Genomic DNA, 18,719 nt, shown 5'->3' with positions numbered 1-18,719 from the left:
CGAACCTCGCGGCACTCGGCTCGCTCGGCTCCATGGGCGGCCTGTTCTCCACCACCGTCCTGTACTCGATAGGGAGCGGCGTCGCCGTCGGCGGCGGCCTCGCCCTCCTCCTCATCGCCGTACGCGGGCTGCCCGCCAAGCCCGACCACGAGAAGCAGAAGGCCGCCGAGCGGGCGAGCGAACTGATCCGCTTCGCCGGCCGGCGCGGCTCGCTCGCCGCCATCGTCGGCCTGGTCGTCCTCGTCCTCACCCGCTGGGCGGTCGCGGGCATCGCGGCCGGTGTCCTCGTCTTCTTCTGGGACCGCCTCTTCGGCGGCGCCAGTGAGGAGCGGGCCGCCATGCGCCGCGTGGAAGCCCTGGCCTCCTGGACGGAGTCCCTGCGCGACACCATCGCCGGTGCGGTGGGCCTGGAGCAGGCCATCCCGGCCTCCGCCCGCGCCGCGGCCCCCGTCCTGCGGCCCCACCTCGACGCCCTCGTCGACCGGCTGCGCGCCCGCACCCCGCTGCCCGAGGCGCTCCAGCAGCTCGCCGACGAGATCGACGACGCCTCCGCCGACATCATCGTCGCGGCCCTCATCCTCAACGCCCGCCTGCGCGGCCCGGGTCTGCGCCAAGTCCTCGGCGCCCTGGCCAAGTCGGCCCGCGAGGAGGTCGACATGCGCCAGCGGGTCATGGCCCAGCGCGCGTCGACCCGCAGGTCCGTGCAGATCGTCGTCGCGGTGTCCGTCGCCTTCGTCCTCGGGCTGTCGATCTTCAACCGGGACTTCGTCGCGCCGTACGGGACGGCCGTCGGCCAGCTCGTCCTGGCCTGCGTCTGCGGCCTGTTCGCGCTCGGCTTCTGGTGGCTGCGCAAGCTGTCCACCATCGAGACGCCCGAGCGCTTCCTCGTCCGCGACGAGGCATCCGTCCAGTTCGTCCGCCCCAGGACGCCGTCGCACGCGCAGTCCCAGCAGCGGCTGCCGCAGGAAGAGGGGGCGCGCTGATGGACCTCACGATGCCGCTCGTCGTCGGCGCCGTCATCGGCCTGGGCATCTACGCCCTCGTCCGCGCCCTCATGCCCAGCAAGCGCAGCGCCATCTCACAGGTCGCGCGGATCGACGCGATGCGGGCCCGCGGCTCGGCCTACGAGTCGGCCCGCGTGGAGCGGGAGAAGGGACGCCTGGGCGCACTGCGGGCCGAAGTAGGGCTGCGCGTCTCGGAGTTCTACCTCCAGCAGGGCTGGGAGCAGCGCTCGCTGCGCGCGGACCTGGCGGTGCTGGACCGCAGCTGGGAGAAGTTCCTGGCGACGAAGGTGCTGCTGGGCGTGGCCGGCCTGTTCTTCGGCCCGTTCCTGTTCGCCATCGTCTACACGCTGGGCTTCGGCCGCAGCCCGATCATCCCGGTCTGGCTGGCCCTGCTCTTCGGCGTGATCTTCTTCTTCCTGCCCGACCTCGAAGTACGGCGCGACGCCGCCGAGAAGCGGCGCGACCTGCGGCGTGTGATCGGCGCCTACCTCGACCTGGTGTCGATGAGCCTCGCCGGCGGACGCGGCCTGCCCGAGGCCCTGATGGCGGCGGCCGAGATCTCCGACGGCTGGGCCAACCAGCGCATCCGCAACGCCCTGTCCGACGCCCGCATCACCGGCGTCAGCCAGTGGCAGGCACTCGGCGCGCTCGGCGAGGAGATCGGCGTCGAGGAACTCAAGGACCTCTCCGCCTCGCTGGCCCTCGTCGCGGACGACGGTGCCAAGGTCCGCGAGTCCCTGGCCTCCCGCGCCGAGACCATGCGGCACCGCGAACTCGCCGAGATCGAGGGCAGTGCGGGTGAGAAGTCCCAGTCGATGCTCGTGGCACAGCTGCTGCTGTGCGCCGGGTTCCTGGTGTTCCTGATCTTTCCGGCGGCGATGCGGGTGTTCCAGGTGCAGTGAGCCGTGCGTGAGCCTTGCAGCGACCTTCACAACTCCAGAACCTCCGTGAACCGATTTCGAAAGGACAAGACGTCATGAACGGACGCACCTTCCACACCGGCATCCCCGCCGTGGACTTCCTCGTCACCTTCCTCCAGGCCCGCACCGAGCGGGCCCGCTCCGGCGAGCTGGACCGCGGTGCCTCCGCGGTCGAGTGGGTCATCATCTCCGCGGTCGTCGTGGCGATCGTCGGTGTCGTGGCCGCCATCATCAACGCCGCGCTCAGCGAGGGCGCCAACAAGGTCGGCGACTGCATCAAGGGTGCGGACGCGGGCAAGACCTGCTGATCCTCCGAGAAACAGCCGCAAGGACAACGGGGTTCACGGGGATGCCGGCAGACGTGAGCAGACGGGTACGCCGCTGGGTGCGGGCCGCACGGAAACGGGCGGCCACCCGTGGCGACTCAGGCATGACCGCGATCGAGTTCGTGCTGCTCACCCCGGTCCTCTTCTTCATGATCTTCGCGACCGTGCAGTTCGCCCTGTACTTCTTCGCGGACCACGTCGCCCAGGCGGCGGCCCAGGCCGGGGCCCGCAAGGCCCGCGCCACGGCCGACGAACAGCCGGGCGCGTGGCGGGGCGAGGCGCGGGACGTGGTGGACAGCTACATCCAGCAGTTGGGCCCGCAGCTGGTGCTGTCGCCGGACGTGACGATGCTGCAGCCGGCGCAGAACACGGTGGGCGTGGAGATCACGGCCCGGGTACCGACGGTGTTTCCCGGGCTGGACCTGACGGTGCACGCGCAGTCGGCGGGGCCGGTCGAGCGGTTCGTGCAGGACGAGGGGAACTGAATGTCCGTCCCGTCCCTTCCCGAGGTCCGCCGGTGCGCGGACGACAGCGGCCTGTCCACCGTCGAGGTCGTGATCCTCGCGCCGGTGATGATCCTCTTCATCCTGGTCCTGGTGGCCTTCGGTCAGCTCGTGGACGGCCGCGGAGCACTCGACGGAGCGGCCCGGGACGCGGCCCGCGCGGGGTCGATCCAGAAGGACCACGCCTCGGCCATGGCCGAGGCCAGGAAGGCCGCCGAGGCGAACCTGGCGGATGTCTGCTCGGGCCCCGTGACCGTCACGCAGACCAGCCAGGGCTTCGAACCGGACACCATCTTCACGGTCGAGGTGAGCTGCCAGGTGCGGGGTCTCGCCATGCTCGGCCTCGACGTCCCGACGACCCTGTCGGCGAGCTTCAGCTCCCCGCTCGACCCGTTCCGGAGGTCGGTGTGAGACGCCTTCGGTCCTTCGGGCCGGTTTGGTGGGCGGCCCGTGCCGCGCGTCTGGACGACCGCGGCTCCGGCGCCGGCGCGGTCATCATCTTCACGCTCGTCTTCCTCTCCCTCTCCGCGTTCGTCATCGACGGCGGCCTGTCCATCTCCAAGCGGGAACGCGCCGCCGACATCGCCGAACAGGCGGCTCGTTACGCGGCCCAGGACATCGACCGCGACGCCCTCTACGAGAACGAGGGTGGCCCGGCGCCGATCAACTTCGAGAACTGCGACGCCCGCGTGAAGGCCTTCGCCCGCGAGATGGACATGACGGGCGCGGACATCGGCGCGACCCACTGCGTGGCGGCGAACGCCGAGCAGGTACAGGTCGAGGTCCAGCTCACGTACTCCCCGGTCTTCACCGGCATGTTCTACGGCGGCGACGTGGTGGTCCACGGCGAAGCGGTGGCGCAGAACGAGGTCGGCTGAGCCGGTCCGGAACATTCAGCGAATCTGCACACCGTTCACCGTGAGGTCGGGACGGCGTGGGGCAGAAACCGAGGCCGGCTCATTTCCCGCCCGGTGGAACGCACTTCCGCCCCGGGAAGTGGCAGAAAGTGTGAAGAGGGCGGGGCCTCGGGTGGCCAAATGGTCACATTCATGAATGCGCGCCCGGAAATCCACGCACATTCATATCCACAGACCGGGCACGGACTGGCCGCCGCTTCTTCCGACGTGCTTTGATCGGTCGCGCTCGAGCACTTCGAATTGTTGAACGAAGGGAACCGCCTCCCATGGCCTTCACCCCGCAGATCCAGACCGCCCAGATGTCCGACGCCGAGCTGGACTCCATCGCCGGCGGCCAGGCGGGCGGTGTTGCCGCGGGTGCCGGCGCCGCCGCCGGTCTCTACGTCGAGACCACGGCCGCCGGCCTCACCGCCGCCGGCGGCGGCGGCCTGGGCCTCGCCGTCTCGCCGCAGGGCATTGCGGCGGACCTGCACCTCAACGCGGCCGTCGCTTCCTGACGCACGCGCAGGAAAGGGCCCCGGGATCCCAGGATCCGGGGCCCTTTCACGTCTCTCGGCGGCGGTTCTACTTCCCCCCGTCATCCCCCTTACCGCCCTTACCGCCCGTGCCGCCCTTTCCGCCCCGCTTGTCCTCGGTCTTCATGGCGTCGTTCACCTTCTTGGCGAGTTCGTCATCCAGCTTCTTGAACTCGCGCACGACGGCATCGGACATACTCGCCAGCGCATCGAGCTGCTGCGTTATGTCCTCGCGTCCGTCTTCCCAGTTGGACTCGAAATCGCCGAGCGCGTCATTGACGCTGCCGTCGCCGATGTCGTCCTTGTACGACTCGAAGAGCTTCTTGGTGTGATTCAGACGCGTCTTGATGGACCGCAGCCGACGCCCGTAGCTCTCCAGCTCGGTCAGCGGGAGCGCGAGGTCGCTCTTGCCCTTGCCCATTCGGATTCCCCCAGCAGGTCGGACGGTCAGACGAAGCGGAAGGTACTCGTCACAGCGTCGAAGATGTCATGGAAGGCATCGGCCAGGTCCAGCACGGGGCTGGCTCCGGAGATGAGTACGACCTGGTCGGTGGTCCCCGGCACGGGCACGTACGTCTGGGTCAGCACCATTCGCAGGGTTCGGGTGTCGCCCTCGGTGACGGGCACGTCCTCCACGCCGTACGTGCGGGCGGCGGGGCCCACCTCCGGAATCTCGACGGTGGTCACCGTGCGCCAGGCGTCGCCTTCGCGGCGGGGCGTGATGGTGCGCAAGCTCTCGGCGATGGCCCTGGGTTCCGTGGACAGGGCCACGCCCTGCTTGTTCTTCGCCCCGAGAACGGAGACGGTCACGGTCGCGGAGAGCGGGATACCGTCGAAGTTCTCGGCCATGCAGCCCATGTACAACGCGCCGGAATCGTGCGCGTCCTTGGCCATCTTGCGGAGCATGGAGTTCATGTCAGCCCGAAAGGGAGCGAGCTCGGGAGTCTCCCTGACCCGATCGTCCACAAGGGTCCTGATCGTGGTGTCACGACCTTCAGGACGGATGTCGAACTCCCACCAGGACTCCGGAACCGCCAGCGAGAAACTGGGCATCGATGCAACCTGTCTCTTCCGGTCCACTTCAGTCACATGCTGATCCCGAGGTCGTTTCTTGCGATGTCGACCAGCCTGCTCTCCGGCACTGCGGGCGCCTTGTGTTCCAGAGCCCTGATGTGCTTGACGAACTCGTCGGGCAGAGCAAGGTGATACTTGGCCACGTAGTAGGGGAGATCTTCACGCCAGAGCCACGTGCCGTCTGTGTACAGGGAGCCGATGCCGGTTATTTCGGGTGCGTTCGGATCCAGGACATCCGGGCCCGCGCTCATTTCACTCCAGAGCCCTGTGCCATTTCTGAGGTAGCCGAGGATGCTGTTTTCGTCCGGCTCGCCCGAGGGCCTGACCGCATCCTTGATCGAACCGGTCTCCGTCAGCCCCCAGCCGGGAGAGAGCTCAGAGAAAAACCCTACGGGGCGAATCATTGGAACTCCTTCTTGTGCCGCCGACTTCAGGCCATGGGAAGAAAAGTGAGCCACACACCCTCGTCCCTGATGTGCGGTGTGAAAGGGCCCTCGCCGAAGCTGGGCACACCGACTGCGTTGGTAGGAGCCTTGACGGGGACCCCCAGGGAGTTCGCCATGTCCTGGATCACATGCGGCTGCGCAGCTCCGGAATGGCAGGTGAGCATCCTGATCGGCTCACCGTTGTAGCCCGGTATTCGGTTGATTGTATCAAGGACGTGATTCGGGTTGACTGTGTGGCCACCCGCCCGCAGGCCCGCCCGATTCGCCTCGCCCGCGAGCATGCGGCCGTCCCTGGTTCCGTGAATAATGACGTCCTGATAGCCGGGAAGCCGCTCGGCGACATCAAAGTTCCTGAGGGTGGCGGGATCGTACCCGATGGCAGTCGCCCCCTCCTTGTGGTACACGGGAATGTCGGATGGGAGCGCGTCGTCCGCCGTCCTGGTAGGGGGACTCACGTGAGGGGAGTCGGCCTTCCACCAACGGCTCTTTCCCATCATGCTGAACGTCAGGTATCGGACATCTTTCAGGGCGCGGACGCTGTTGCCGAGATTCTTCAATCCGCCGCCGATGCCACCCATGAAGCCGGCGCCGAGTGCCTTCAGGCCTCCGGCCTTCCACAGTTTCCCGAGCTTGGCGAGACTTGTGAAGCCCTTTGTGGCAGGTATGCAGTCCAAGGCCGCCCATAGGAGATCACCTCAGCCCGCTTGACCTTTGAGGACTCTTCTCAACGTGTCGGCGAGCACCACCAGAGCCGCCGCGAAGACGAGCCAGCCGAGCGGGCCGCCGATGATCATCACGATGATGCCGACGACCGTCACGACCCATTTGCAGACCGTGACGATCTCGTCCCAGTGGTCGGTGACCCAGTCGCCGATCTCCTCCCACCAGTGACGGTTGGGGATCCCGGCGTCGGACGCCTCCTCCAGCTTCGTGACCGTCCGACGGGCGGCCTCCTCGCGCATCCGCCGCGCCTGTCCGGCGAGCTTCTTGGCTGCGTCGAGGGCACTTTGGGCGGCCTGCACGTCCTGTTCGGCCGCGCTCTGGCGGGCCCTGGCGTGCTGCGCGTTGCGGGTGGCCCGGCGGACCTCGGACTCGTCCGGCTTCGGGACGTCCTTGCCGCCGCTCTTCGACGGGTCGTACGAGTCGGTCTTCTCGGTCGCTGTCCTGACCCAGTCATTGGCACCGGACAGGGCCGTCTGCGCCGTGGTGAGTTCCGCGCGTGCCTTCCGGCCGTCCCGCAGCGCCTTGTCGGCCTTGTCCTGCGCGGTCTCCAGGTCGGGCCAGAAGGAGGCCAGGGCGTCGCCGGCCAGGTCATAGGACTTCTTCAGCTTCCGCAGCTTCTTCGGTGCGTCCGCGAACTCCTCCGCGAACACATCCGCCGTCTTGCCCGCCCAGGAGAGGATCTCGTCCTCTGTGGCGATGCCCTTCAGATCGCGCAGTGCGTCGGTGACATCGTCGGCGAAGTCGTGCAGCGTTCCTGCGAGTTTGCGGACGCGCTGGGGATCGCCCGGGGTGGGGTCCCCGTCCAGGTCGAGTATGTGCCAGTCGGTCGGCCTGTGTGACACGCGTGTTCCCCCGTAACACCCGCAACGTCCGTATGAGAGCGGAGGTCGAATTTATCGCACGTCAGGTCGAGCCGAACGAGTAGCTCGTCAGTTGGGTGACCGACTACGGCGCCGCCCACCGGCGTCACCCTCAGAAGCCACCCCTCTCCGACTGGGCGGACACTGCCTGCCACACACCCTGGGCGTTCTTGCCCATGGAGATCACGTAGAGGGCCTCGGGGTCCGTGCCCGGGCTTCCCCGTATCTCGCCGGTCCCGCGGTTCCTCGTGGAGTGAAGACGGGCTCGTACCAGCACGACGGCTGCTTCCAGTTGACGTCCGTCGACGCGAGCGTGCCCTGCTATCCGCCGGTCGGGCCGCTCGTCTGGGTGACCCTGATCCGGGAGTGCTGGGCGGAGGCGGTCAGTTGACCGCCGTCGTCGGCGCCGCCTCGCACACCGCTTCCCATGCCTCCGAACGCACCGGCCGGAGACGAGCTCAGAAGTGCCACGACCAGTGACGTGGCGATCAGGGGTATCGCTCGGTGCGACGCCCTCACCTGGAGCACTTCCCTCGTTCACCCCGCACCGAGGTGTTCTGCCACACGCCCTGCTCGCTCTTCATCAGGGAGAGCGAGCAGCGCACGTAGGGGTTTGTGCCCGCCGGGTTCCCCTCGACCTTGCTGGTCTCGCGGTTCTTGGTCTTCGCGTCGGTCTCGTCCGTGCAATAGGTGAGGGCCGCACCCCTGCCGTTCTCGGCCATGACGACCTCGGGGTCGAGGGCGGGCAGCTTGCCGATGCCGGTGAGGTCCTTGTCCGTGTAGGACTTGATCCACTGCTTGGTCTGCCGCCGGACGCCCTCGGCGTCGTAGAAGGCGACGGCTTCACTGTCCGGGTCGTCGGCGATGATCGCCGCGTAGCCGGCCCGGACTTCTTCCTTCGCGTCGTTCAGCACCGCCTGCCCGACCGGATCACTGCTCGTCCAGTTCTCGAAGGTCAGCTGGAAGCTGCTCGGGAGCTTGATCACCGGGCGCTTGACGTCGGCCCCCGCGGAGGGCGAAGTCGGTGCCGACGGGCTGCTGGAGCTGTTGCCCGCGCCCTTGATGTCGTCCGACGGCGAGTCGCCGCCCCCGCCGCAGGCGGTCAGAAGCAGTGCCGCCGTCGTGGCGAACGCTGCGGCAGTGGTGGTCAGTGCGCGGCGGGCCACAGCTGATTTCCCTCGGTCACTCAGCGGTTGATCGACTGGATTTCCTGGACGTTCATGTCCTGGGTGGTCTCGAAGGTGCCGTCGGGCAGGTCGCCGTCGGTGCCGTCGGAGCCTTCCCAGGTGATCTGCCAGGTGACGCTGGCAGAGAGCTGGTAGGGGGTGCCGTCGGTCGCGCGGAGGTAGCGGATGCCGCACGGGGGCGTCCTGTCGGCGTTGCCCTTGGTGTACGGGGTGCCGATGGAGCCGTCGTCGTCGATCTCGCAGTCGCCGGAGGCGGGGAAGACCTCGGCGTCCTCGGTGCCGGGGTCCAGGTGCAGGGCGACCGGCTTGGCCGTGGTCTCCGCCCACAGACCCGTGTTCGGCAACGCGGCCCGGACCTTGACGTCCTTGAAGGTGCCTTTGTCGAGCCAGACCCAGGTCGGAAGGTTCACCGTGGACTTCGCGGCCGGCTTCAGTTCGACCTCGGTGTCCGGGACCTTGACCTTGTTGTAGGCGTACTCGGCGAGTGTCTGCGGGGTGGGGAAGTTCGGGTCGTTCGGGACCTCGCCCGCATCCACCCAGAACATGATGCGCCCGCAGTCCCAGGACCTCTCGTCACTGGGGTTGGGGGCGACGCCACGCCAGAAGTAGCCGTCCTTGCCGAGGTTGTAGTCCTTGTAGCCCTCGGCGACGCTGTTCTCGGGCGAGTGCAGATCGAAGTTGTCCGCCGGCTTGCCGTCCCGGTAGTGGTCGGTCCACAGGCCCTTGCCGATCCAGGATTCGTGGATGCCGACGTCTCCGCCGCCGTCCGTGTCCACGAACTTCTTGAGTTGCCCGGCGGTGAAGGCCGGTTCGTACCAGCAGGCGGGTGGTTTCCAGTCGGCGTCGACGGTACCGAGGTTGCCCTTCTTGCCGCCTCCGTCCCCACCGCTCGGGTAGGTCACCCGGATGTTGGAGACGGACGCCGACAGGGTTCCGTCCTTGCTCGTGTTTCCTGTCGCGTCGTCCCCGCTGGACGGCTTCTTGTCGTTTCCCACGCCGATGGCATGAGCCGACGTGGTGGAGAGAACGACCGTCAGGGCCGTGGCGGTGAGGCTGCTCAGGATCCGGTTGTGCCGGGGCATCAGGAGCAACCGCCCCTGTCGGAGTTCGTGGACACGGTCTGCCACACGCCCTGCTCGTTCTTCTGCATCGTGACGACGTAGGCGACATGGGGGTCGGTCCCCGAGGGAGTTCCGGTGACCTCGCCCGACTTGCGGTTCCTGGTCTGCGCCTTGCTCTCGTCCGTGCAGTACCTGAGCTGGGCCTTGGTCTTCTCCGCGAAGAGGGTGGCCTCGGGATCGAAGACGGGGAGCTCGCCGATGACGGTGACGTTCTTGCCCGTGTAGGACTTGATCCACTCACGGTCCGCGGAGAGCCCGGCCTTCGTGTCGTAGAAGGCGAGGGCGTCACCGCCGTCGGGCTCGTTCGCGATGATCGCCGCGTAGCCGGCTCGGAGCTGTTCCTTGCCGTCGTCGAGTACGGCCTGCTTGTCCGGGTCGCTGCTCGTCCAGTTCTCGAAGGTCAACCGGAAGCTGCTCGGGAGGGTGACCTCGGGGCGCTTGACGCCGGACGGCGTCGATGCGGAGGCCGAAGCCGACGGACCCGACCCCGCGTCCGCTCCCTTGATGTCGTCCGACGACGTGTCGTCGCCCCCGCCACACGCAGTGAGCAGAAGTGCCGCCGTCGTGGCGAGCACGGCGGCTGTGGTGGTCAGTGCGCGGCGGGCCACGGCTTCTCCCCCGAAGTTCGGTGTGTGCAACAGAGAACGAAGCTATCAGTGGCCCGTGGTGCCCCCTGAACGACCTTGAGGGGTTGTGTGGGGAACGTGACGAGCCTGCGTGGCAGTTGCGAAGGAGGAGCTCCCGATCGACCGGTCGCAGCAGCAAGCGCTCCCGGCTGCAGGGGCAAATCGGACGCCAACGAGGATCCGTCGATCCGCCCTTCGACGACCCCGATAAGAGTCCATAAGATCTCTGTAGGCTCAGCACACCCCTCACGTCACAGCTCGGGCTCACCTCACTCGACTCACTCCACACTCGACCCCAGGACACCCGCCATGCCGCGACGCCGCACCTCAAGCTCGTCAAGCTCGACGGGAAGTACGTCGGGAAGTACGACGGGGACCACGGCCGCCCCGCGGAACCGGACCCCGCAGCCCGTGCGGATCCGCAGGCGGTCGTTCGGGGACTTCGTGAAGGCGTTCTTCGCCTTCGTCGCCCTGGCCGTGCTGCTCGTCGGTGTGCCGGGCGCGCTGGCCACGCAGATCGGGTGGCCGCTGCCGGACGGGGTGCCCAGTTTCGACTGGCTGCAGCAAGAGATCACCGTTCACACGTTCCTGAACATCCTCACCGTCATCGTGTGGCTGGCGTGGGCGCAGTTCACGGCGTGCGTGCTCGTGGAGATGAAGGCCGCGCTGTCGGGCGTCGGCGTGCCGGGCCGGGTGCCGGGTGCGGGGCCGAGTCAGTTGCTGGCGCGCCAGCTCGTCGCCGCGCTGCTGCTCGTCGGCGCGACCGCCGCCAGCTTCACGCCCGGCCTGTCGCAGCTCGGGAACAGCTACGACGCCAACCAGAAGCCGACCGTCGCGGCCGCCCAGGCCACCCCGGGCATCTTCGCCCAGCAGCAGGAGCAGGCCTCCGGCGCCGCCGCGGCCCTCGCCGAGCAGGCCTCGCACGCCGCCGCCCACTCCGACGCCGGCGGCAGCACCGCCAAGCAGGGCGACACGAAGTACTACCGGATCCAGCCGCCCGAGGGGCGTCACCACGACTCCCTCTGGGAGATAGCCCAACGCCACCTCGGTGACGGGCGCCGCTACAAGGAGATCTTCGAGCTCAACAAGGACCGCGTGCAGCCGGACGGGTCCAAGCTCTCCGAGGCCAGCCTCATCCGGCCCGGCTGGATCATGGAGATGCCGGGCGACGCCCGCGGCGGCGACCTCGTGGAGATGCCCGACGAGGCGCCCAACGTCCCGCCGGACGTGCAACAGCAGATCGGCGACTATGCCCAGACCGGCGACCACGCCCAGGGCGGAGGCGGCTCCGGCGCTGGGGGCGGAGGCGGCTCCGGTGCCCAGGGCGGCGGACACGAGCACGCCGGTGGCGGCGCCACCCAGGTGTCCGTCCCCGGCCAGCAGCGGCCCGCCCACGACACCGGCCACCAGCAGGCCACCGCCGTCGGCGCCGAGTCCGACAGCTCCTTCGGCCTCCCCGAAGCCCTCCTCACCGCTCCCCTCCTCGCCGCCGGTCTCCTCGGCGCCCTGGGGCGGCGGCGCCGACAGGCGCTGTGGCAGTCGGCCTTCGGGGCCGTCGGCGGGCGGCGCGGCATGGAGCCGCCCACGCCGAGCGGTGACGCGCAGGACGTCCAGGACGCGCTGCTCGTCGGCGCCGACCCCGAGGGCGTACGGCTGCTCGACCGCGGCCTGCGCTCTCTCGCCGCCTCCCTCGCCGAGGAGTCGCGCGCGCTGCCGGTCGTCTACGCGGCCTGGCTCAGCAACGGCGACCTGCATCTCCAGCTCGCCCAGCCCGCCGGGAAGCCCCCGGCCCCCTGGCAGCAGGGCCAGGACCAGACGTTCTGGATGCTGTCCCGGACCGACGCCGAGCGCTACGAGGACGTCGCCACCGCCGCGCCCTACCCGGGTCTCGTCAGCCTCGGCACGATGGGCGACTCGCGGCTGCTGCTCAACCTGGAGGCCGTGCCCGGCATCGTGTCGCTGAGCGGCCGGGAGGCCGACCGGGCCGCCGTCTTCGCGTCCGTCGCCGCCGAGTTGGCGACCAACGGCTGGTCCGACCGCATGACCATCACGCTCGTCGGGTTCGGCGAGGACCTCACCCCGCTCGCCCCGAACCGGATCCGGCACCTCGAGGACATCGAGGCGCTCGTCGAGACCATGGAGGCCGAGACGCGGCAGCGGCGCGGAGCGCTGGGCGCCGCCGGGCACGACTCGGTCCTCACCGGGCGCACCGGGCCCGCCCAGCACACCCGTTGGGCCCCGCACCTCGTCCTGCTCGCCGCCCAGCCGTCCGCCGAGGACGCCGTCACCCTCGCCGAACTGGCCGCCGACGCGAGCCGGCTCGGCATCGGCTACCTCGTCGGCACCGAGACCGGCGATCTGCCGGGCGCCGCCTGGGAGATGGAGATCACCGGCGAGGGCAAGCTGCTCGCGCCGCTCCTCGGGCTCGAACTCGACGCGCAGTTGCTGCCGGTGGCCCAGCGGCGGGCCGTGGTCGAGCTGTTCGTCGAGGCCGACCCGGAGCGCGGGAACGACGGGCCCGCGACCACGCCGCCGTTCCTCGTCGACATCAGCGAGCAGGGGCGTCCGGCCGTGTACGCGCGGCTGGTCGGACCGTACGAGATCATCGGCCTGGACACCCCGGACGGGGAGCGCAGCGCGCTGCTGCACGAGGCGCTCGCCCTCCTGCTCCTGCACCGCGAGGGCGTCCACCCGCGGGTGCTGTCCTCCGCGCTGTGGCCGCGCGGCGTCACCGACGACGTGCGCAGCGCGCTGCTCGACCGGCTGCGGATCTGGCTCGGCACCGACCCCGACGGCACGCCCCGCCTCGGCAGGGACGCGAGCGGGCGGCTCACCCTCGCCAAGAGCGTCGTCTCCGACCTGGACGTGCTGCGCTCCCTCTACCACGAGGCCACACAGGGCAAGGGTGTCGGCAGCCGGGCCGTGCGCGGGCGGCTGCTCACCGACGCGCTCGTGCTGGTGCGCGGGCCGCTGCTCGCCGACCGGCCCGAAGGGCGCTACCGGTGGCTCACCCACGAGATCGTCGACGCCCAGCTGCCGCTGCTCGTCGCGGACACGGGCCTCGCGCTGTGCGAGTTCCACATGGAGCGGGACCGTGCGGAGAAGGCCATCGAGGCGCTGAACGCGGCCCTGCGTACCGCTCCGGCCGACGAGCGCCTGTGGCACGAGCTGCTGCGCGCGACCCACTCCACCGGCGACTCGGAGCGGCTGACCGAACTCGCCACCGACCTCATCGGCCGCAGCGGGGCCCGCGGGCTGCCGCCGCGCACCGAGGCACTGCTCGACGAGCTGCTGCCGACGTGGCGTGACGCGATCGCCGCGACGGGATGAGCGTCCGGGTGCTGGTCGTCGCCGCCGCGCTGTGGGGCGCGGCGGCGGGAGCGCTGCTGCCGCGGGCGGCCTACCGGTTCTCGGTTCCCTCGGGTGAGGCGTGGCGAGCGGAGTGCCCCGGCGGGCACGCCCTCAGGGGCTGGCTGGGGCGCGCGGCGTGCCCGCAGTGCGCGGAGCGCGGATACGGGCCGGGTACGGCCTCCCTGGTGATCGCCACCGCCCTGGTCTGCGCCGTCCTCGCCGCCGCGACCGGCACCCGCCCCGAGCTCGGCGTCTGGCTGCTGCTCGCCCCGGTCGGCGTGCTGCTCACGGTCGTCGACTTCCGCGTCCGGCGCCTGCCCGACCCGCTCACCCTCCCCTTCGCCGGTGCCGCCCTGGCCCTGCTCGGCCTCACCGCCCTGGTCCCCGAACACGCGGGCGTCTGGACGACCGCCCTGCTCGGCTCCCTCGCGCTGGGCGGCGGCTACTTCGTCCTGTTCCTCGTCAACCCCGCGGGCATGGGCTTCGGCGACGTCAAACTCGCCCTCGGCACCGGCGCGGCCCTCGGCTGGTACGGCTGGCCGACGGTCATGCTCGGCACCTTCGCCGGCTTCCTCCTGGGCGCCCTGTACGGCGCCGCCCTGGTCGTCACCCGACGAGCCACCCGCAAGACAGCGATCCCCTTCGGCCCGTTCCTGATCGCAGGCGCGTTCCTGGGGCTACTGGTGGGTTCCTACACGGCCTGACCCGGGGCCCGTCATGCTTGTGATCATGACAAACATGCCTCCGTACCCCACCGCCCCGTCCCCGTTCCCCGCGGCCCCGCCCCCCGACCCCACCCCTCACCCGTACCACCGCCTGGACCGCACCACAGGACGTCACCGCTGGTGGCGGCCGCTGGTCGGCACCGTGCTGATGAGTCTCGCCTACGTCGTGCTCCTGCTCGTGCTGCTGGCCGTCACCTACGGTCTGGGAACGGTGCTCGGCGCGCCGGAACTGCCCGACGGAGGTGTCGACTTAGGGCCGCTCGGGAACACGGCGATGGATCTGGTGTCCCTCGCGATAGCCCTGCCCCTGGTGCTGCTGGCCACGCTGTGGCCGGCGAGACGGGCCGCCGGGACCGTCACGTCGGTCGCCGGACGGCTGCGGACCGGCTGGCTCGGATGGTGTCTGCTGGCCGGGCTGCCGCCCATCCTCCTGCTCACGGTGATCGCCTTCTTCCTGCCGGGCGACTCGGGCGAGTCCGACACCTGGGTGGGGTGGAGCTCCTTCCTCGCGGCCCTGGCCGTGCTGGCCGTCCTCGTGCCGCTGCAGGCCGCGGCCGAGGAGTACGTGTTCCGGGGCTGGCTGCTCCAGGCGGTCGGGGCGTTCGTGCGCTCCCCGTGGTTCGCCGTGCTCCCGCAGGCCGTGCTGTTCGCCGCCGCCCACGGCTGGGGCACCCGGTGGGGCTTCCTCGGACTGCTCGTGAACGGCCTGGTGGCGGGGCTGCTCACGATCCGCACCGGCGGGCTGGAAGCGGCGATCGCGCTGCACGTCCTGAACAATCTGCTGGCCTTCGGCGTCTCCGCCGCGGTCGTCGACGGACTGTCGTCGGACGAGACCGCGGCCGACGCCCCCTGGCCGCTGGCCCTCGCCGCCGTGGTCACCGACCTGCTCTACGCCGCGCTCGTGCTGTGGCTCGCCCGGCGTCACAAGCCGCAGCGCCTGTCGTCCCCGGCGCCGCCGCCCACCCCGTACTCCGGACACCCCGACCATCCCGGACGCCCCGACCATCCCGGACGCCCCGGACAGCCCGCGCACCCCGACCACCCTGCGCACCCCGACCACCCTGCGCACCCCGACCACCCCGGCCCCGCCCGCACGGCCTGACGTCCAGCCCGCCGAACCCCTGGCGTACGCTGGGCTGGTCCGTCCACAACCCTTACGAAAGGGACGCCCGGTGACCGAGAAGGCCGACCTTCAGCCCATCCTCGACCGCGCAGCCGCCGGTGGGCGGATCACCCCGGACGAGGCACTCGTGCTGTACCGGGACGCCCCGCTGCACGCGCTGGGCGCCGCCGCCGACGCCGTACGCCGCCGCCGGTACGCCGGGACCGAGCACATCGCGACGTACATCATCGAGCGCAACATCAACTACACGAACGTGTGCGTCACGGCGTGCAAGTTCTGCGCGTTCTACGCCCCGCCGAAGGCCACGGACAAGGGCTGGACGCGTGACCTGGACGACATCCTGCGCCGCTGCGCGGAGACCGTCGAGCTGGGCGGCACGCAGATCATGTTCCAGGGCGGGCACCACCCGGACTACGGCGTCGAGTACTACGAGAAGCACTTCAAGGCGATCAAGGACGCCTTCCCCCAGCTGGTGATCCACTCGCTGGGCGCCTCCGAGGTCGCGCACATGGCCCGCATCTCCCAGGTGGGCGTGGAGGAGGCCATCCAGCGCATCCACACCGCCGGCCTCGACTCCTTCGCCGGTGCCGGTGCCGAGCTGCTGCCCGAGCGGCCCCGCAAGGCCATCGCCCCGCTGAAGGAGTCCGGCGAGCGCTGGCTGGAGATCATGGAGATCGCGCACAACCTGGGCGTGGAATCCACCTCCACCATGCTGATGGGCACCGGCGAGACCAACGCCGAGCGCATCGAGCACCTGCGGATGATCCGGGACGTCCAGGACCGCACGGGCGGCTTCCGCGCCTTCATCCCGTACACCTACCAGCCCGAGAACAACCACCTGAAGGGCCGCACGCAGGCGACGCTCTTCGAGTACCTGCGGATGATCGCCATCGCGCGGCTGTTCATGGACAACATCGCCCACATCCAGGGCTCGTGGCTGACCACGGGCAAGGAGGTCGGGCAGCTCTCCCTGCACTACGGCGCCGACGACCTCGGCTCGATCATGCTGGAGGAGAACGTGGTGTCGTCGGCCGGTGCCAAGCACCGGTCCAACCGGATGGAGATCATCGATCTGATCCGGAAGGCGGGCCGGGTGCCCGCCCAGCGCGCGACCACCTACGAGCACCTCGTCGTCCACGACGACCCCGCGAACGACCCGGTCGACGACCGCGTCGTCTCGCACATCTCCTCCACGGCCATCGAGGGCGGCACGGCTCACCCCGAGCTGAAGCTGCTGGCGCCCAACTGACCCGACCGTGCTGACGATTCACGCCGCCCCGCTGGTCCTCCCGGCGGGTGCGGCATCCGGCACGGACGCACCCGTCGTGGACGGCGCCGTCGTGGTCGACGGCGACCGGATCACGGCCGTGGGGCCCTACGACGAGGCCGCCGAGGACGCGCCCGGCGCGCGGGTGCGGCGCTGGCCCGGCGTGCTCACCCCGGGGCTGCGCCAGTGGCACCCGCTGTGGCTGCTGCGCCACTGCTACCACCCGGACCCGCGTGAAGCCGATGAGCTGGGCGAACAGCCCCTGTGGGGCGAGCGGCTGGCCGCCCTGGGCGGCCTCACCGAGACCCGCTGGTCAGGCAGCGTGCGGCGCGGTGTGCAGCGGATGCTGCGCTACGGCACGACCGCGGTCGCCTCACCCGGCGCCCGCTTCCGCGATCCGCTGGTGGCCACGGCCGTCGCCCGCTCCGGGCTGACCGTCGTGGGGACCACAGGAGCTCCCGGCACGCTGCTCGGCGAGCGGCCCGACCTCGACCCGTTCGCGGAGGGGTACGACCTCCCCGGCACGGTCCACGGCCCGCTGACCATCGGCGGCCGGGCCGACCTGGCCGTGTTCGACGTGCCCGACGAGGCGGCCCTGCGTGAGCGCGGCGCGGGGACCTGTGTGGCGACCGTGCTGGCCGGCCGGCTGGTGTACCGGGCCCGCTGACCCCGGGCGCTCGGGTCGGCCGCGAGGCCCTTGCCGCCCCTCCCGCGTCAGCCCCGCCTCCCTTGCCCCCCGGCGTGCCCTGCCTCCTTTGCCCCCCGGTGTCAGCCCCGCCTCCTTTGCCCCCCGGCGTCAGCCCCGCCTCCTTTGCCCCCCGGCGTCAGCCCCGCCTCCTTTGCCCCCCCCCGGCGTCAGCCGCGAGCCCCCTACCCCCCCCGCGAGCCTCTTGCCGAACACCCCTCGCGTCAGCCCGCGAAGGCCTTCCCGAAGGCCCCCGGCCCCTGCGTCACCCCGCTGCAATCCGTCGCCGCCTCCGTCGGCTTGGAGCCGTCCGCGCACTGCCGGTCCCGGGCCGTCGACCACATCGACACCCAGGCGATGCCCTTCTCCTCGGCGAACGCCCGCACCTCGGCGGCGTCCCCGAGCGTGAAGGTCTCGTTCTCGACGTCGTTGACGCCGATCATCGAGGTGAGCGCCATGCCCTGCCAAGCGGTCGCGTCCGAGGTGCCGAAGACCTTCTTCAGCTGGGAGTGCGCGGCCTCGGCGGACGTGAGGGCGTAGCCGCCCATGTCACCGTCGTAAGAGGAGCCGTAGTTCATCGTCATGAGGTTGACGGTGGAGACCTGCACGCCGTTGTCGTTGGCGGAGCCGAGCAGCGCCAGGCCGTCCTTGTCCAGGCCCGAGGGCATCACCGGCAGCGTGAACGAGACCTCCAGGCCGGTCCGTTCCCTCTGCAACCGCGCGAGCGCCTTCGAACGCAGGGCGACGGAGGCGGAGTCGGAGAGCTCGTCGCCCTCGATGTCGAAGTCGGCGAGGGTGGTGCCGGCCGCGTCCAGGGCCTTGCCGTACGCCTTCGCCAAATCCGCGGCACTGTCGCAATTCGCCGCGAGTTCCTTGCCGGAGGCGCCGCCGAAGGAGACCCGGACCCGGCCGCCGTCCGCCTTGAGCTTCGTGATCCGGGACGTGACCGTCGCGTCGCCGAGCGCGTGCGTGCCGTTCCAGCGCGGGGTGCAGTCGTCGCCGTCGGCTATGACGAACGCCAGGTTGTACGTCGTGGGGGAGCCGGCGGTGTCGGTGCCGGCGGCCTCGGTGGCACTGAGGTACGGGGCGTACGAGGTGCCGGCCGCGGCCGGCACTGCGGGAGACGGGGGAGACGTGGCGGACGTGGGGGCCTCGGAGGCCGGAGGGGCCGCGTCGCCCTGCCCGGAGCATGCGGCGGTGGCGAGGGCGAACAGACAGCCCAGCCCGGCCGCCGCCGGTTTCCGGTAACTCCTCATGACGTGCGCTCCCGTTCTCGTGAGGACAGGGGGTGGGACAGGAAGTACGTTTCCAGGCAGCAAACGTCTCACGATGTCGGTTGCGCGCGG

General features: G+C 70.3%; 22 protein-coding genes. 13 read left to right on the top strand and 9 right to left on the bottom strand.

Annotated elements, in window-relative coordinates; all coding sequences use genetic code 11:
• Positions 1 to 32: 32 nt before the first annotated feature.
• From HDC93_RS23005 to HDC93_RS22975, 7 genes are all read left to right on the top strand, one after another.
• Positions 33 to 983, top strand: a complete 951-nt coding sequence (locus HDC93_RS23005; protein WP_185012854.1) for a type II secretion system F family protein — start codon at positions 33 to 35, stop codon at positions 981 to 983.
• Positions 983 to 1,906 carry a type II secretion system F family protein gene (locus tag HDC93_RS23000; protein WP_185012738.1) on the top strand — a complete coding sequence of 308 codons (924 nt, stop codon included), beginning with the start codon at positions 983 to 985 and terminating at the stop codon, positions 1,904 to 1,906. Before HDC93_RS23005 ends, HDC93_RS23000 begins: the two co-directional genes overlap by 1 nt.
• A 74-nt stretch (positions 1,907 to 1,980) precedes the next feature.
• On the top strand, positions 1,981 to 2,232 hold the full coding sequence (locus tag HDC93_RS22995) for a hypothetical protein (protein ID WP_031107180.1): 252 nt from the start codon (positions 1,981 to 1,983) through the stop codon (positions 2,230 to 2,232).
• 41 nt (positions 2,233 to 2,273) lie between these two features.
• Positions 2,274 to 2,735, top strand: coding sequence for a TadE family protein (locus HDC93_RS22990; protein WP_185012737.1), 462 nt, complete (start codon positions 2,274 to 2,276; stop codon positions 2,733 to 2,735).
• Positions 2,736 to 3,164, top strand: coding sequence for a TadE/TadG family type IV pilus assembly protein (locus tag HDC93_RS22985; protein WP_185012736.1), 429 nt, complete (start codon positions 2,736 to 2,738; stop codon positions 3,162 to 3,164).
• Positions 3,161 to 3,631 carry a pilus assembly protein TadG-related protein gene (locus HDC93_RS22980; protein ID WP_185012735.1) on the top strand — a complete coding sequence of 157 codons (471 nt, stop codon included), beginning with the start codon at positions 3,161 to 3,163 and terminating at the stop codon, positions 3,629 to 3,631. The genes HDC93_RS22985 and HDC93_RS22980 overlap by 4 nt, the downstream gene beginning before the upstream one ends.
• Before the next feature lie 305 nt (positions 3,632 to 3,936).
• Positions 3,937 to 4,167 (top strand): hypothetical protein, encoded by a 231-nt coding sequence (locus HDC93_RS22975; RefSeq protein ID WP_185012734.1) that lies wholly within the window; start codon positions 3,937 to 3,939, stop codon positions 4,165 to 4,167.
• A 67-nt stretch (positions 4,168 to 4,234) separates the two neighbouring features.
• Here the strand turns inward: HDC93_RS22975 and HDC93_RS22970 are convergent, their stop codons facing one another.
• From HDC93_RS22970 to HDC93_RS39355, 5 genes are read right to left on the bottom strand one after another with little or no spacing between them, the layout of a single operon-like run.
• Positions 4,235 to 4,606 (bottom strand): hypothetical protein, encoded by a 372-nt coding sequence (locus HDC93_RS22970; protein WP_185012733.1) that lies wholly within the window; start codon positions 4,604 to 4,606, stop codon positions 4,235 to 4,237.
• 26 nt (positions 4,607 to 4,632) lie between these two features.
• Positions 4,633 to 5,238, bottom strand: a complete 606-nt coding sequence (locus HDC93_RS22965) for a hypothetical protein (protein WP_185012732.1) — start codon at positions 5,236 to 5,238, stop codon at positions 4,633 to 4,635.
• 32 nt (positions 5,239 to 5,270) lie between these two features.
• Entirely contained in the window at positions 5,271 to 5,663 is a 393-nt protein-coding gene (locus tag HDC93_RS38635) for a hypothetical protein (RefSeq protein ID WP_260419711.1), read from the bottom strand.
• 26 nt (positions 5,664 to 5,689) lie between these two features.
• The gene (locus tag HDC93_RS39360; RefSeq protein WP_311774602.1) at positions 5,690 to 6,379 is read right to left on the bottom strand and encodes a hypothetical protein; all 690 of its coding nucleotides are present in this window, start codon (positions 6,377 to 6,379) and stop codon (positions 5,690 to 5,692) included.
• A gap of 21 nt (positions 6,380 to 6,400) precedes the next feature.
• Complete coding sequence (locus HDC93_RS39355) at positions 6,401 to 7,270, bottom strand: putative T7SS-secreted protein (protein ID WP_311774601.1); 870 nt, start codon at positions 7,268 to 7,270, stop codon at positions 6,401 to 6,403.
• 271 nt (positions 7,271 to 7,541) lie between these two features.
• Between HDC93_RS39355 and HDC93_RS22950 the strand changes: the two genes are divergently transcribed.
• The gene (locus tag HDC93_RS22950) at positions 7,542 to 7,679 is read left to right on the top strand and encodes a hypothetical protein (protein ID WP_185012731.1); all 138 of its coding nucleotides are present in this window, start codon (positions 7,542 to 7,544) and stop codon (positions 7,677 to 7,679) included.
• A 124-nt stretch (positions 7,680 to 7,803) separates the two neighbouring features.
• On the opposite strand, the gene HDC93_RS22945 is transcribed toward HDC93_RS22950, so the two are convergent.
• Genes HDC93_RS22945 through HDC93_RS22935 form a run of 3 tightly spaced genes read right to left on the bottom strand, consistent with a single transcriptional unit; the run spans position 7,804 to position 10,204 of the window.
• The gene (locus tag HDC93_RS22945; protein ID WP_185012730.1) at positions 7,804 to 8,454 is read right to left on the bottom strand and encodes a hypothetical protein; all 651 of its coding nucleotides are present in this window, start codon (positions 8,452 to 8,454) and stop codon (positions 7,804 to 7,806) included.
• A 20-nt stretch (positions 8,455 to 8,474) separates the two neighbouring features.
• On the bottom strand, positions 8,475 to 9,557 hold the full coding sequence (locus HDC93_RS22940; RefSeq protein ID WP_185012852.1) for a hypothetical protein: 1,083 nt from the start codon (positions 9,555 to 9,557) through the stop codon (positions 8,475 to 8,477).
• Entirely contained in the window at positions 9,557 to 10,204 is a 648-nt protein-coding gene (locus tag HDC93_RS22935) for a hypothetical protein (RefSeq protein ID WP_185012729.1), read from the bottom strand. The genes HDC93_RS22940 and HDC93_RS22935 overlap by 1 nt, the downstream gene beginning before the upstream one ends.
• Positions 10,205 to 10,633: 429 nt before the next feature.
• On the opposite strand from HDC93_RS22935, the gene HDC93_RS22930 reads away from it, so the two are divergent.
• The 5 genes from HDC93_RS22930 (at position 10,634) to HDC93_RS22910 (ending at position 17,355) form a co-directional block, all read left to right on the top strand.
• Entirely contained in the window at positions 10,634 to 13,552 is a 2,919-nt protein-coding gene (locus HDC93_RS22930; RefSeq protein WP_398986056.1) for a BTAD domain-containing putative transcriptional regulator, read from the top strand.
• The gene (locus HDC93_RS22925) at positions 13,549 to 14,277 is read left to right on the top strand and encodes an A24 family peptidase (protein ID WP_185012727.1); all 729 of its coding nucleotides are present in this window, start codon (positions 13,549 to 13,551) and stop codon (positions 14,275 to 14,277) included. The genes HDC93_RS22930 and HDC93_RS22925 overlap by 4 nt, the downstream gene beginning before the upstream one ends.
• A 25-nt stretch (positions 14,278 to 14,302) precedes the next feature.
• Entirely contained in the window at positions 14,303 to 15,400 is a 1,098-nt protein-coding gene (locus HDC93_RS22920) for a CPBP family intramembrane glutamic endopeptidase (RefSeq protein ID WP_260419710.1), read from the top strand.
• Between the two features lie 70 nt (positions 15,401 to 15,470).
• Positions 15,471 to 16,670 (top strand): cyclic dehypoxanthinyl futalosine synthase, encoded by a 1,200-nt coding sequence (gene mqnC / locus HDC93_RS22915; RefSeq protein ID WP_185012726.1) that lies wholly within the window; start codon positions 15,471 to 15,473, stop codon positions 16,668 to 16,670.
• Between the two features lie 7 nt (positions 16,671 to 16,677).
• A complete protein-coding gene (locus tag HDC93_RS22910; protein WP_185012725.1) occupies positions 16,678 to 17,355 on the top strand; it encodes an imidazolonepropionase-like domain-containing protein in 678 nt (225 codons plus the stop codon).
• A gap of 242 nt (positions 17,356 to 17,597) precedes the next feature.
• On the opposite strand, the gene HDC93_RS22905 is transcribed toward HDC93_RS22910, so the two are convergent.
• Positions 17,598 to 18,629, bottom strand: coding sequence for a chitinase (locus HDC93_RS22905; RefSeq protein ID WP_185012724.1), 1,032 nt, complete (start codon positions 18,627 to 18,629; stop codon positions 17,598 to 17,600).
• Positions 18,630 to 18,719 lie beyond the last annotated feature (90 nt).

Source organism: Streptomyces sp. AK010, assembly GCF_014207295.1.
GTDB lineage: Bacteria > Actinomycetota > Actinomycetes > Streptomycetales > Streptomycetaceae > Streptomyces > Streptomyces massasporeus.
This window is presented reverse-complemented; position numbering and strand designations above follow the sequence as displayed.

Excerpts from the sequence above, each read along its gene's own strand:
- HDC93_RS23005 (WP_185012854.1), top strand. The coding sequence starts at position 33 with ATGGGCGGCCTGTTCTCCACCACCGTCCTGTACTCGATAGGGAGCGGC.
- HDC93_RS22905 (WP_185012724.1), bottom strand. The coding sequence starts at position 18,629 with ATGAGGAGTTACCGGAAACCGGCGGCGGCCGGGCTGGGCTGTCTGTTC.
- HDC93_RS22920 (WP_260419710.1), top strand. The coding sequence starts at position 14,303 with ATGACAAACATGCCTCCGTACCCCACCGCCCCGTCCCCGTTCCCCGCG.
- HDC93_RS22995 (WP_031107180.1), top strand. The coding sequence starts at position 1,981 with ATGAACGGACGCACCTTCCACACCGGCATCCCCGCCGTGGACTTCCTC.
- HDC93_RS22985 (WP_185012736.1), top strand. The coding sequence starts at position 2,736 with ATGTCCGTCCCGTCCCTTCCCGAGGTCCGCCGGTGCGCGGACGACAGC.
- HDC93_RS22970 (WP_185012733.1), bottom strand. The coding sequence starts at position 4,606 with ATGGGCAAGGGCAAGAGCGACCTCGCGCTCCCGCTGACCGAGCTGGAG.
- HDC93_RS38635 (WP_260419711.1), bottom strand. The coding sequence starts at position 5,663 with ATGATTCGCCCCGTAGGGTTTTTCTCTGAGCTCTCTCCCGGCTGGGGG.
- HDC93_RS22975 (WP_185012734.1), top strand. The coding sequence starts at position 3,937 with ATGGCCTTCACCCCGCAGATCCAGACCGCCCAGATGTCCGACGCCGAG.
- HDC93_RS22940 (WP_185012852.1), bottom strand. The coding sequence starts at position 9,557 with ATGCCCCGGCACAACCGGATCCTGAGCAGCCTCACCGCCACGGCCCTG.
- HDC93_RS22965 (WP_185012732.1), bottom strand. The coding sequence starts at position 5,238 with ATGCCCAGTTTCTCGCTGGCGGTTCCGGAGTCCTGGTGGGAGTTCGAC.
- HDC93_RS22925 (WP_185012727.1), top strand. The coding sequence starts at position 13,549 with ATGAGCGTCCGGGTGCTGGTCGTCGCCGCCGCGCTGTGGGGCGCGGCG.
- HDC93_RS23000 (WP_185012738.1), top strand. The coding sequence starts at position 983 with ATGGACCTCACGATGCCGCTCGTCGTCGGCGCCGTCATCGGCCTGGGC.
- HDC93_RS22990 (WP_185012737.1), top strand. The coding sequence starts at position 2,274 with ATGCCGGCAGACGTGAGCAGACGGGTACGCCGCTGGGTGCGGGCCGCA.